The 329-nt window shown below is 72.3% G+C and carries 1 pseudogene; it reads left to right on the forward strand.

Going from position 1 to position 329, the window contains the following annotated elements:
* Positions 1–279, forward strand: a pseudogene (locus BIU95_RS13805) (phosphatase); the annotation flags it as partial.
* Positions 280–329: the final 50 nt, after the last annotated feature.

Below are 329 nucleotides of genomic sequence, written 5' to 3' on the forward strand. Positions count from 1 at the left end.
GGGATCGTCATCGACGAACCGATGCTCCGCTCCCTGGTCGACGCCGGGCTCGGCGGTCTCGAGGTCGACCACCGCGAGAACCTGGCGCACGGCAAGCGCACCCTGCTCGACTGGGCGACCCGCTACGACCTGTTCGTCACCGGATCGAGCGACTACCACGGCACCGGCAAGCCGAACCGGCTGGGGGAACACCGGACCGCGCGCGTGTCCTTCGACGCCATCGTCGCCCAGGCCACGGGCAGCGCCCCCGTGGTCGGCCCCGGCTCGCGCCTGTCCTGACCGAGGCTCGTCTCACCGAAGCGACAGATCTCGCTCGGGGGGGGGGGGGG

Source organism: Curtobacterium sp. MCBA15_007, from assembly GCF_001864905.1.
Lineage (GTDB): Bacteria > Actinomycetota > Actinomycetes > Actinomycetales > Microbacteriaceae > Curtobacterium > Curtobacterium poinsettiae.